The sequence below is a fragment of the Parabacteroides caeci genome, from assembly GCF_023656795.1.
In the GTDB taxonomy this organism is placed as follows: Bacteria; Bacteroidota; Bacteroidia; order Bacteroidales; family Tannerellaceae; genus Parabacteroides; species Parabacteroides segnis.
Window position 1 is genome coordinate 1 of sequence record NZ_JAMOKT010000106.1, and the last position, 12,462, is coordinate 12,462.

The 12,462-nt window shown below is 38.0% G+C and carries 6 protein-coding genes; 1 reads left to right on the forward strand and 5 read right to left on the reverse strand.

Features of this window, described 5'->3' with window-relative positions; all coding sequences use genetic code 11:
• Positions 1-274: 274 nt before the first annotated feature.
• From NBH15_RS28000 to NBH15_RS28025, 5 genes are all read right to left on the reverse strand, one after another.
• Positions 275-1,486: an ATP-binding protein gene (locus NBH15_RS28000; RefSeq protein ID WP_250824106.1), complete on the reverse strand. Its 1,212-nt coding sequence runs from the start codon at positions 1,484-1,486 to the stop codon at positions 275-277.
• Between the two features lie 143 nt (positions 1,487-1,629).
• Positions 1,630-3,096 carry a SusD/RagB family nutrient-binding outer membrane lipoprotein gene (locus tag NBH15_RS28005; protein ID WP_250824107.1) on the reverse strand — a complete coding sequence of 489 codons (1,467 nt, stop codon included), beginning with the start codon at positions 3,094-3,096 and terminating at the stop codon, positions 1,630-1,632.
• Between the two features lie 39 nt (positions 3,097-3,135).
• Positions 3,136-6,012, reverse strand: coding sequence for a SusC/RagA family TonB-linked outer membrane protein (locus NBH15_RS28010; RefSeq protein ID WP_250824108.1), 2,877 nt, complete (start codon positions 6,010-6,012; stop codon positions 3,136-3,138).
• Positions 6,013-6,741: 729 nt separating this feature from the next.
• Positions 6,742-8,334, reverse strand: a complete 1,593-nt coding sequence (locus NBH15_RS28020; RefSeq protein WP_244051246.1) for a SusD/RagB family nutrient-binding outer membrane lipoprotein — start codon at positions 8,332-8,334, stop codon at positions 6,742-6,744.
• A 12-nt stretch (positions 8,335-8,346) separates the two neighbouring features.
• The gene (locus NBH15_RS28025) at positions 8,347-11,514 is read right to left on the reverse strand and encodes a SusC/RagA family TonB-linked outer membrane protein (protein WP_244051245.1); all 3,168 of its coding nucleotides are present in this window, start codon (positions 11,512-11,514) and stop codon (positions 8,347-8,349) included.
• Positions 11,515-12,238: 724 nt separating this feature from the next.
• Between NBH15_RS28025 and NBH15_RS28030 the strand changes: the two genes are divergently transcribed.
• Positions 12,239-12,462, forward strand: a 224-nt coding sequence (locus tag NBH15_RS28030) for a carboxypeptidase-like regulatory domain-containing protein (protein WP_250824109.1), incomplete at its 3' end; no start/stop codon positions are given.

Below are 12,462 nucleotides of genomic sequence, written 5' to 3' on the forward strand. Positions count from 1 at the left end.
TACGAAATCACCAGAGTCTTTGCAGAACTAAGTCGGCTGTAACACATTGATTGTTAGCTACTTACAAATATTAGGCAATTCGGTTATTTTTACTATAATAAGCTTATTCAATCTCTTTTTATCAAACAAGCATACTGTAAATCATATGATTATCAGATATTTGATGTTTTCATATACAAAAACAGGTAGAATTTGATATTATAAAACTAATACTCAAATTCTACCTAAAAAAGATAGGAATGTTTAATTCCTGTATATAAATCTATGGAAAAAATTACTTGAAATCTCGCAAAAACTTCCGTATTGGAATTTGTTTTATTCCTTCATAAGAACTACCCTCCAGTTCATCCATTGTAATAACCATTTTGGGATAATTGTCTTTAATAGCCAATAGATTTCCGAATTCTCTTTCATAAGTTTTTGGGTCCATAACAGAGTAGGCTACCTGAACGTATATTTTTTCACCGTCTTTCTCACCGACAAAATCAATTTCTCTATCTCCATCTCTTCCGACCGAAAGGTTATAACCATTGACAAGAAGGTGATGGCAAACGATATTCTCCAATACTTGTCCTATATCGTTAGGTCTGAAAGGACGTATTGCGTGTCGTATGCCCAGATCTTCAAAATAATACTTTTCTCCGATTTGGAACTGGCGTTTTCCTTGAATATCTGCCGGTCGCAATCTTTTTACAAAATAAGCATTGTTTAAATAGGTTAGATATTCCAATATCGTCTTTGGAGGTAAATCAACACGTTGGGATTTAAGATATTCACTTATTTTATTCGCAGAAAACAGATTTCCTATCGTATCAGCCAGATATATAGTTAAGTCTTGTAACTGTCTGACATTTCTGATGTTGTACCTATTTACTACATCTTTTAGAATAATCGTATCATAAATGCTTCTGAGATAATCTGATACTAATAACTCATTGAATGGGAGATTGATCAGATATGGTAATCCTCCAAATTTATAGAACTTCGTAAAAGAGTCAGAACTATCTTCCAGTTTGTGGAACTGTAAAAACTCATTATAAGTAAGGCTGTATACTTTGAATTCAATATAACGGCCACTTAAATAAGTAGCCAACTCACCGGAAAGCATGTTTGCATTACTACCGGTGCAATATATATCATAGCCCCCTTCCGCAAAAAAATGCCGTAGTGCTTTCTCAAAGTTTGTGATATCCTGCACTTCATCAATAAACAGGAAGCATTTATCATTTAGATTATTACGTTTTTGAGTTACATAATTTACCAGATCAGAATAATCTTTTAAACCATCAAACTCAAATAATTCCTTATTGATATAAATAAGGTCTGAAGAAGGATATGACAAGCGTATATAGTCCATTAACTGGAATATAAGGAAACTTTTTCCGACACGACGTTGTCCTGTCAGTACCTTTATCATCTGCGTATTTACAAATGGCTTGATACGATCAAGATATAACTCTCTTTTATAAAACTCCGGAATCTTCATGGCTTATTACTTATAAGTAAAACTTTTTGCAAAAATAGTGATTTTATTTCGTATAAGGAATAAAAAGATTTCTTTTGAACAGAAAATAAAAAAGCGAGAATGCCATATAGTCATCCTCGCTTTTTATTAAATTATAATATAGATTATTTATCAAACCACATCGCATCCCATATTTTAGGTGAATCTTTTGGAGCATTCGGATTTGTGCTTAATTCGTCCGGAGAATATTCCCAACGACGAATCAAATCTTTAGATGATGCTTCTGCTGGTACAGTCAGAGCAGGAACTTCATTGCCTTGTGTACCGGAGCGACGCCATTGAACAAATGCTTCAAGGGGTCTGTCCATTAAATCAATCCACTGTTGCATATGAATTTCGTAAAGAGCTTCACTTTCTGATAATTTAGACAAATCTGGTAATTTAGATAAAAATGTTTTTGTTGCTTCTGTATCTGCTTTATAATAATTACATGCTGCCTGCACACCAGCCTGGAATAATTCATTCGCTTTAGCCAAATCTTTAGTTACACCGATACCACGGGCATACACTTCTGATTCCAGAAGTAATTGTTCCTGATAGGAATAAAGAACATCCGGACAATCTTTTCTATATAGATAGGAACTGATAGCCGATGAGTAAATGTTTCCGTCTTCGTCATCTTCTGCATCCTGACGGGTGTCAAGAGCTCTGAATACACCATCATGTCCCGGATCGAAATAGCGTGGAATACGTGAGTCTTCGTATTTTTCCATTGGTTTAAATACATTGTTATGTGCAAAAAACATAGTATTGATACCTCCGGTATACTTTGCCAGAATTCCATATTTAGGATTTTCATTTCCTGCTGTTTCGGAATATTGGAATTCCATATTTCCAGCTGCAGAAGTGATCATTTTCTTTTCATCCATCATCTTTTTGATATCATCGGCTTTGCTGGGATCTGCATCCACCATAACCATTAATGTACGGAATTTAAAAGAATTAGCAATCGCTATCCATTTGGACATATCTCCTTTAAAATAAGGGTCATATTCGTCAATGCAGTTTTTATCATTGATATCAATCATTGCCAGTGCTTGGTCCAGCATATCAATAACACCATTTAAGACATCTTTCTGATCATCGAATTTCGGATATTTAATTTCTTTTTTCCATGCTTCAGAGAAAGGTACATCTCCATATATCATAGTTGTTTCATAAACCTGCATAGCTAACAGTATTAAACACTGTGCTTCTGCATTTTTATTTTCCGGAACACTATTTTGTGCTTGTTGTATAGCCAATTGAAGGTTGTTACCACATACGGAATAATAACTAACCCATGTGTTTCCTAAGCTATACGTGCTGATAACATAATAAGCTTCGCCCCAACCACCATAATTGTCACCTCCGTCAGCTTGCGACTGAATGGATTGTGAGAAAGGAATGTAAGAGTCACCTCCAATACGATTACCGGACCAGTTAACAGCAGCATAGTTGAACAAATACCCTGCTTCCACTTTCTCTGCTGTATTCGGATTATTGTTTACATCTAACCAATCACTGCAACTGCTGAGTGTACTGCAAACAACCAGCAATAGAAGTATATATATATTTATTAGATTTTTCATTTTATTTACTGTTTAATTTTAGTTGAAATAATGAATTAATTACAACGTCAGTTTCAAATTAAATCCGAAGCTACGTGTTGCAGGAATACTGTTGAATTCTACACCTTCACCAATTTCAGCCGTACCAAAGAAGTTAGCTTCCGGATCAATATGGGGAACATGAGATTTGATCAACCACAAATTACGACCTTCAAATCCTAGATCCAAAGATTTGATAAAGAAATCCTTAAACCATTTTCTGGGTAATGAATAGGAGAATGTTAACTCTCTAAGTTTTACATAAGAAGCATCAAAAACACAGCCTTCTGTATTAGATGTTTTTGCCATATGACTCCAATAGTCCTGCATATTTTTAACAGGGACATCATTTGGACGGCTAGTTCCATCCGCATTCATAATAACTCCTGATTCAATGTATTGGTCTTCACGTCCTACAGCTGTTTCAGCAGAGAGACCGAGTGATCTTAAAGAAGAAACTGTTCCTGAATAAAGACTTCCACCCTGACGAATATCAATTAGGAAGCTAAGGTTGAATCCTTTATAAGAAAGACTATTATTGATACCCATTGTAAAATCAGGATAGATATCACCTAAACGAACATTGTTTTCTGTTTCACGTAAACCTGTTTTTTCGTTGATAATAAAGTTTCCCTGGTCATCACGTTTCCATCCTGTTCCATACAACCCGAATGACTCGCCAACCTGTGCCTTTACCTGTAAACCACTCCATCCGGAAGTCAATGTATAGTTTGTCATTCCTTCAGCCAACTCATTTACAGTTTGTTTATTAGATGCAAAGTTTATGTCCAAATCCCATTTCCAGTCACGTGTACGGACAGGGGTTAATCCAAGACTGATTTCAACACCATTGTTCGTTAATTTACCAGCATTGATATTATTTGTAAAATAACCGGTGGAACGAGGTACATCTATAGAAACAATCTGATCTGTTGTTACATTACGGTAATAAGTAGCATCTAAACGTACACGATTGTCAAAAAATCGTAGATCGGCACCAATTTCAAATGCAGATTGATTTTGAGGCTTCAGATCTTCCAGAGGGAAAATACGTGGTCCGGTAAAACCAACTAAACCATTATGTGGCAAAGTGTTTACAATACTATACTGCAAAAAGTATGTGTTTACAGCTTTATATTGGAATGCCAACTGATAAGGTTTTTCATCGCTACCAACGTTTGCATAGTTAATGCGGAATTTACCAAAGTTCAAGATGTCTTTATTTTCCATTAACTCTGTAAAAACAAAAGCGGCACTTACTGAAGGATAGAAATAAGAACGATTGTTGACAGGTAAAGTAGACGACCAGTCGTTACGTCCTGTTACATTTAGGAATGCCATACTTTTGTAACTGAAGCCCAAATCGAAATAAACACCCATAAGGCGTTTGATTTCGTAGTAGTTTACGGGACTTGTTGCTTTTGCATTTGTATAAGTATAAAGACCATCGACGATCAAACCATTTGCCAATGTATTGTTATTAGTCCATTCGCGCTGATTGATATTATGTCCGAAAATACCTTTGATTCCGAAATCATCAAATGTCTTTTCGTATGTAACCATCAAGTCGTTATTAACAATTCTATTAGCCAAGTCCCATGTTTGGAATTTACCTTCCATTTCGCCAACAGTTCCTTTTGCATATATTTTACGTCTGGTTTCGTTATAGAAGTCAGTTCCGGCATTGTTTGAGATAGTCAATCCTTCGAAAGGCTTATATGTCAAAATGATATTGCCGATGACACGATCCATTCTTGTCGTATATTTATTTTTGTTGATAATCCAATAAGGGTTATTACTTTTTCCGTCAGGATCCAGAGTAATTTGTTTTCCGTATTCGTCCACCCAATTGTTTTTAATGTCGCGTGTATCAACAGTTCTTGGCAATCCATTTACCAGAGGCACTAACAAGTTCGGGTCGTTTGAACCTTGTGCGGCACGTCCTTTGGAATCATTACGTACGTATTGTGCAGAGACACGGGCTGAAAATTTTGAGTTGAAATCCATTCCGGCATTTACAGAAAAACTATATTTATTATAATCAGACTCCGGTATAATACCTTTCTGGTTAACAGAAGAGAAGCTGGTTCTAAAATCAGCTTTTTCACCACCACCGGCAACAGATACGTTATTGATATAACTCATACCTGTTTGGTAAAAGTCTTTTACGTTATCCGGATATGCTTGTAAAGTTACTTTTTCTCCTTTATAGTTATTATATTGCATACCGTCGGCAGCAGCTTTAGCTATGTTCGGTCCCCAACCGTTCAAACTCTTAACGTTGTATTCTCCGTAGTTACCTTGAGCATATTCATTTTGGAATTCAGGTAATTTAGCTACGTTCTCAAATCGCGTAGAAGAATTTACGGTAATGAATGTCTTCATGTTCTTGCTACCTTTTTTAGTTGTGATAACAATTGCACCATCTTTTGCACGTGCTCCATACAACGCTGTTGCAGCTGCCCCTTTCAGGACATTGATAGACTCAACATCATCTGAACTGATGTCGCTGGCACGGTTACCGGCATCGACGTTTCCTGTGATATCATCAGGATTATAAGCACCATTATCAATAGGTAAACCATCAACAACAAACAAAGGTGAAGAGTTCGTACCAATAGAGGAAGCGCCGCGAATTTGAATTTTTGCAGCTCCGCCCGCAGTACCAGAGGACTGTCCGATACGTACACCTGCAACTTTTCCAGATAAAGCATTTACTACATTACTTTCACGCGCTTTGGTAATCTCTTCTCCTCCTACGCTCGACACAGCATAACCCAATGATTTTTCAGAACGTTTAATACCGATAGCTGTTACAACAACTTCGTCTATATTTTGAGTATCAGAATTTAATCTGATATTCAAAACAGCCTGAACAGCGACTTCCTGAGTTTTCATACCTACGTACGAAATTACCAGAGTCTTTGCAGAACTTAGTTGAATATAATGTTTTGATTATCAATTAATTAGGTAAATGTTGAAATATTTATTTTTCTGATAATAAACTCTGATTTCAACAATAGGACAAATAGCACAATTAATATATATAACTGTAATACTGATGTTTACATTTTTAGTATATAACAAATAGTAGAATTTGATATTATGAAATATAATACTCAAATTCTACCTTATTACATAAATCTTCAGATATGCTTTTTCCCGTATCTGTAAAGCGTGTAGAAATAAACGAAACCCAATCCTACCTATTTTGTACAAAAACAGGATATCTCCTAATTTGTAACAAGGCATGCTGTAATCATTAAAAATATCCGGCAACATCTGCCGTTTAAAACATCTAATTAACTGATTTGAAATCGACCTATTTCAAATCAATTGATTAGATGCGGACTTTCTTCTCAAAAGTATCCTGTCTATTGGTCAATTTATCCCTATGTCTTTTTAATTACTATGCATACTAATCATAATTACATCGGCAGGTAATCAATGGTTGATAACCATCAACCGTTTGGTTCATAATTATCGGCTGATTTCGTCAGCTTCTAATATAAGAAATAAAGCAATAAGTTGTTCATAAGCAAAGGAATAAATAATAATGTGTTACAATAAAAAAATAGGGCGTATCGTAATCACCGATACACCCTATTTTTTTATTGTTTTCTATTCTCAACGGCTTCCGCCTGCCCACCAAACGGGTTCAGTGTAAACATATTGTCCGTCACCAAAAGCTGTTTTTATAGCCGGGTTGGCAAGAACATCGTCTGCACCGTATCCGAAACGATACGGGAATCTGTTGGTATTTAACGGGTTCTTCAGTTCAACGAATTCTTCACCGGCACCTTTCATACGACGGTAATCGCAATATGCTTCGGTAGACTCGCCTGACGCTCCGAAGAATGACAGGTATTTCTGAATCATTGTTTCTTTCAGAGGATTAACTGTGAACAGAGGCTTTACGCTTCTCTCGAAATAATCTTCTGCAACATCTGCGCCCAAGTTTACTTCGCCGCCTACCCAATTCTCAGTAGCATCTATCAGCATGTTTTCTGTATTTGCGAATCCGGCAATTACGGCTTCTTTCAATGCAGCTTCAGCCTCACTTTTTCTTCCTAAGCGGCAAAGAGCCTCTGCTTCAAGGAATTTCACTTCATGATAACTGATTAACTGCGTAGGAGTAGTGATTGCCCATAAAGCCATAGACATACCATAAATATTCTGTACTTCATCCGGAGTCCCATTGGGTGCAAAATTGATACTTTCAATATCTGTAGCCTGATCTCCACCGTAGCCGTAAACAATATATCCTGTCGGATCCGGTTCGATAAATGCCTGAGGTGCTCTCGGGTCATTTCTTTCTACGAACTTGTCTATCAGGCTTTCGCTGGCTGCGAAGCTGTTACGGCTATAGCTGAAACCCCATAATGGGTTTACCTGAGAATCTCCATCGTAAATAGTTAATTTACATTCTTCGGCAGCAGACTTGAATGAGTTGTTTACATAAGTAAGAATATCTTCCAAATCTTTTGTCTTATTGCTGCTCTTGTTAAGTAGACGCATTGTATAACGGGCTTTCAACGCATTTGCTGCCTTATACCATGCACTGGCTTTACCGGAATAAATATAGTCTCTTGAACCGACTGCGCCTGACAGACCTTCATCTTTGGCATTACCGCCGTCCAGAAGAGTAATGGCTTCATCCAGATTCTTATGAATTTCAGTGTAAATAAACTCCTGTGTATCTATTTTCGGCTGCATATAAGCCGGAGTTCCGTCGGGATTCAATATACCGGTTTCTGTGAAAGGTGTATCACCGAAGAAGTCCGTAACAATGGCTGCGTTGTAGGCCAGATAAATTTTAGCAATAGCTTCAGTCACCACATTTCCTTGTTCGGAAGGGTCTTCCTGGCATTTCTGAATGGCTATTTTAGCATTTTTGATGTTGGAATAGACTGTTCCCCAAACGTTGTTATAGGTCGTTGCGATAGTCGGTTCCCCTGTGCGTACTTCCGCTCTGTACATCTGATTGCTGATACCTGTTTCATGTTCCATGTAAACAGACGAGTAAAGAGAAAAGTCTCCGCCAACTACACCAAATCCGGTACTGACTCCCAGGTCTGTAATCAGAAACTTAGCAGGGGCATCCGTCGGGTTATTCGGGTTGTTATTAACCTTGTCCATCGCATCTTCCGTACAGGAAGTAATACTGAATGCGGTCAGAAATGAAAAAGCTAACAGCTTTCCTATTTTATTTATTTTCATTTTGCGTACGAATTAAAATTTAACATTGACACCAAAACCGTAACTGGCTGTTTGAGGCATTGAATAGTCTTCAAATGCACCAGTCATGTTGTTGTTACCCTGGCTGGCTTCCGGGTCTAAATCGGGAACCTGCGCCCAGATAAGGACATTTCTTGCAAAAACATTCAGAGTAACCTGCATCCAATTGCTTTTGAATACCGGATAACTTACTGCTACTTCGCGAAGTTTAATGAATGAATTATCATAAATTGAAGATTCATCAATATTATTCAGGATACTATAATATTCTTGCTGTGCATTTGCGCCTGTAATGCCAATATCATTTTTTGTACCGTCTTCTTTATAACCATCAAAGATGATAGTTCCTTCACGATTTTCAGTTCTCTTGCTTACACCGTAATAGTCTGCCAGACCGGATGTTCTGCTATACATTTGTCCGCCTTGCTTCCAGTCAAGTACTGCACTGATTGTACAATCCCACAGACGTAATGTCGTGTTGAAACCCATAATGAAGTCAGGCGATACTTTACCGATAACCTGTGCTTCACCGGCAATAGGAAGACCGTCTTCGTCGACCAGACGATTACCGTTGGCATCTCTCTTATAACCGACACCATATATTACCGGATATTTTTCGCCGGCAGCTGCACGTACCTGCGGAGTTACATAACCACCCAAGCTGATATTTTCCACACCCGGAGCAAGTTCGTCAACGTAATTGTCTATTTTTGTCCAGTTGAAACCGAAGTCCCAGTTTATGTCTCTCGTTCTGATAGGATTAAAAGACAAAGTGATTTCATGTACATTTGTATGAAGCTTACCGCCATTTGTTACCAGCTTACCGGCTCCGGTCGATGAAGCCAAAGGCACATCGAATATCTGGTCTTTTACATTCTGACGGGAGAATGTATAATTTAATGTTACCAGGTTGTCGAAGAAACTCAGGTCTGTCCCCAGTTCATAAGAACGTGTATTCTGAGGTTTCAGATTCGGGTCATAAATTTTGTAATAAGGCGTATAACCGTTACTGCCGTTAATCGGATACAGGATTGGAGTCAAAGAATAGAAACCACCTCCGTATGTCGGTACTGAATAAAAGTTTTCACGGAAATCGCCGGCCTGTCCTACTTCTGCATAAGAAGCTCTAATCTTTGCGTGGTTAACAACATCGTTTTTCAGCGCATCCAGTTCTGTCAGGATAAAACCCGCAGAAACAGAAGGGTAGAAAAATGCACGGTTTCCGCGCGGCATACTTGAAACATAATCCTGACGCCCTGTCACGGTTAAATAAAGCATGTTTTTATAAGAAGCGGATACGTTTCCGAAGAATCCGACAGTTCTTTTCTTCCAGTGTTCGGAAGAAGCAGATTGAGTTGTTGCATTGTCGATATGATTCCATCCCGGGAAGTTGTAACCGGTTCCGTATTCATAATATTTACCTCTGTTGCTCTGGATGACTTCGTTACCGGCAACTACATTCAATCCCCAGTCTTCGTTGATATTCCAGTCATAATTAATTGTCAGCAACGAGTTGTAGGTCGCATTGGTCCAACCGTAATTTTCGATTTGACCTTTACCGCTTCCGGTGTTACTTCCGTAACCGTAACTATCAACATAGTCTGTTGTATACGAATCGACACCGAACATATATCTTACATTCAATGTATGGTCTGTCGTACCAAATTTCGTTTTGTAGTTTGCATACGCATTACCAAAGAAACGGTTTGTATTTTCAGTAAATTTGTTATTATCCATCGCCCAATATGCCTGGTCGAATGCACCACGGAATGAGTTTTGTGTATAAGGGTCGCCTGCGATATGGCCAGGGATTCCTGCCAGGTCGTAGCTTGGAGGTGCTGAATAAACAGTTCTCAGCAAACCATTACCCGAAGTAACTGCCTTATCGATTGCCGTAGTAATGTAATTACCGATGAATCCGGTAGTCCAATTGTCATGTAGTTTTGTTTCTGCACTTACTTTTACATTATATCTGTCCATACCTGTACTGGGAATGATACCATCCTGATGAGTATTACCCAAAGAAACGGAATAAGAACTCTTATCCAAAGCCTGAGCGACATTTATAGAATTACTCCAGGTTACGCCGGTATCGAAGAAATCTTTGGCGTTGTCGTATGCCTGCGGTGTAGTCCAAGGGTCTAAACCAGCTGCGGCACGTTGAGGTTGATAATACATACCTTCACGATTTCCATATTCTTTAGTATATGCATTACTTGTATTTCCGCCATAAGTCGGGTCATTAGGAAGGTCTGTAATTTTAGGTCCCCATGACAAACTGTTAGTAGGGCTGTATTTTCCCGAAGCGCCCTGTGCATACGTTTTCTGGAATTCAGGAAGGCGTCCGATTACATCGAAACTCAGGTTAGAAGAAAAGCTAATCTGAGGTTTGCCTTTAGCCAGGCCTTTACCACTTTTAGTCGTAATAACGATTACACCATTAGAAGCACGGATACCATACAAAGCAGAAGCTGCCTGACCTTTCAGTATATTGATACTTTCAATATCGTTAGGGTCGATATCCACCGCACGATTTGCGAAGTCGGCACCGCTCACACTACCATTGTTCTGCAAATCCGTATCAACGTCAGGTGTACTTGTTACAGGCATACCGTCAATTACATACAGCGGAGTATTGTCACCTGAGAAAGAACGTGCACCACGGATTGTAATCTGAGAAGACGCACCAGGCATACCGGAAGACGGTTTGATATCCAAACCTGAAACTTTACCCTGCAATGCGCCGGCTAAGTTTGAATTGGCTGCCTGAGTTAATTTATCTCCTTTTACATCCTGGACAGCATAACCCAATGCTTTCTTTTCTTTAGAGATACCCATCGCTGTAACAACAACTTCATCCAGATTCTGAGTATCTGATTTTAAAACTACTCTTACATTCGGGGAAACGGGTACTTCTTGTGTAAGCATACCGACGTAAGAAACTATCAGTACTTTACCGTTAGAAGGAACTTCCAACGTGAAGTTACCATCATAGTCTGTCACTGTACCGACCATTGTACCTTTCACAACAATCGACGCCCCAATAACCGGCAGCCCATCATCAGCGGAAATAACAGAACCTGCTACTTTCGTGTTCTGAGCAACCACAGTGCTTATACCTATTATGAGGCACAGCAGAATAAAAGTGAACTTTTTCATCATAAACACACATTATTTATTAAACTAATAGAATTTACCACATATATACAAGTGCAATATTATTAGATAGTTAAGTAATATAATAAGACTTATTAAGACTTTATTTAGTCTTTGCAGAACTTGGTATAAAATGCGTAAACGAATCTAAAATCAAGGGCGAAAGATTTAAAAGAAGTAACAGGATATACATGTGGGTATCTTTTCAATGTATTTTCTATCTTGCTAGAACAGAAATAGAAATGACTTTATTTACTACTCATTTTCAAAAAAAGAGGGATTTGACTGACTATATTTTTTCACAGAAAGTTAGTAGCCGATATTTTTTGACTTGCTTTGCGTTTCAATCCATCATCTTTATTTGGGGGCAAATGAAACGAAAAAATCGTGAAGCTTTTCTACCGGGGTGGTCCCCAGCAGTTTTTAGGTCAAATAAATCTTAGCCTGAAGTGTAAAAGGCAAGGGGTTAAAAATAGATAATTTTAATTCGTCTGTTTGTCGGAAATCTTAAAATAACAACAGCTGTTTCACCTCCGGAATACCCGATTTACTGGCTATTTTGTTAATTAACAGTCCTTTTTTTGTAAAAAGTTATTAGAATTTAGTTGTTATAATAAATTTATTATTACATTTGCGGTCTCTCAGGTATGTTTTATAATAGGTTTTTGGCAAAGTATTCACAAATATAGTGCAAATTAGTTATTTATAAGTTAAATAAAAAAGTGTGTCTATGAAAAAGTTGACTTATCTTTTGTTTTGCCTAATTTTAGGTATTGGGATGGCGACTGCTCAGACGACGAAGGTAACAGGTACTGTTATTTCGGCGGATGATAATGAGCCAATTATTGGTGCATCGATTGTCGTAAAGGGTACGATGGTCGGTACAGTGACTGATTTTGATGGTGCGTTCTCTTTGGATGTACCAAGTTCTGCAAAGACTCTGGTGATTTCGTA

Excerpts from the sequence above, each read along its gene's own strand:
- NBH15_RS28000 (WP_250824106.1), bottom strand. The coding sequence starts at position 1,486 with ATGAAGATTCCGGAGTTTTATAAAAGAGAGTTATATCTTGATCGTATC.
- NBH15_RS28005 (WP_250824107.1), bottom strand. The coding sequence starts at position 3,096 with ATGAAAAATCTAATAAATATATATATACTTCTATTGCTGGTTGTTTGC.
- NBH15_RS28010 (WP_250824108.1), bottom strand. The coding sequence starts at position 6,012 with ATGAAAACTCAGGAAGTCGCTGTTCAGGCTGTTTTGAATATCAGATTA.
- NBH15_RS28020 (WP_244051246.1), bottom strand. The coding sequence starts at position 8,334 with ATGAAAATAAATAAAATAGGAAAGCTGTTAGCTTTTTCATTTCTGACC.
- NBH15_RS28025 (WP_244051245.1), bottom strand. The coding sequence starts at position 11,514 with ATGATGAAAAAGTTCACTTTTATTCTGCTGTGCCTCATAATAGGTATA.